Source organism: Phytobacter sp. V69, from assembly GCF_965644215.1.
Lineage (GTDB): Bacteria > Pseudomonadota > Gammaproteobacteria > Enterobacterales > Enterobacteriaceae > Phytobacter.
In genome coordinates this window covers 1-634 of record NZ_CBFFRL010000492.1, presented here as the reverse complement: position 1 = coordinate 634, position 634 = coordinate 1, and the positions used below count along the sequence as shown (strand labels likewise).

Annotated in this window: 1 protein-coding gene; it reads left to right on the top strand. The window is 43.2% G+C overall.

The features are described from left to right. Nucleotides 1–38: 38 nt before the first annotated feature. Entirely contained in the window at nucleotides 39–527 is a 489-nt protein-coding gene (locus ACSZPU_RS26175) for a fimbrial biogenesis chaperone (RefSeq protein ID WP_499004535.1), read from the top strand. Nucleotides 528–634: the final 107 nt, after the last annotated feature.

The window sequence follows — 634 nt, the reverse complement described above, 5'->3', positions numbered from 1 at the left end:
ATCGGTAGTTAACCCTTCCTCCTACACTCTCCACAATCATGTCCGAGCGTTGCACTTATTATCTGAATTCGCGAACTCCATCTATTACCCGCCTGGACAAAAGGAAAGGGCAAGCACTGCATCTTCGCTACACTGGCGCTCCCTTGCCCGCCGATCGGGAAAGTATATTCTGGCTGAATGTACTGACAGTTCCACCTAAATTTATTGATGTTAAACATCAGTATCTAAACGTGGCTTATCAGACACGCATAAAATTTATTTACCGACTTGTCAGACTTATAAAACATGCACAGAGTGCAACAGGAAAATCACAGTGGAAAAAAGAGGTTGATGTTCTGAATGTGTATAACCCAACGCCTTATTATATTTCACTGCTCAATGTGGAGTGGCTTGCAAAAGGACAAACGGTGTCAGTCAAGGGAGAAATGCTGCCACCTTTTGGACAGATTACGCTGGCGGGAAAGGACATTTCACCCGATGGTAAGAAACTGAATTATTCAGCTTTTGATGACCTGGAAAGGATATAGAGATTTTCATCTGTTCTTGCTCAGTAAGAGGATTAGCGAATTCAGATAATAAGTGCAACGCTCGGACATGATTGTGGAGAGTGTAGGAGGAAGGGTTAACTACCGAT

Bases quoted from the DNA above. Each gene is read 5' to 3' on its own strand.
- ACSZPU_RS26175 (WP_499004535.1), top strand. From the start codon at position 39: ATGTCCGAGCGTTGCACTTATTATCTGAATTCGCGAACTCCATCTATT.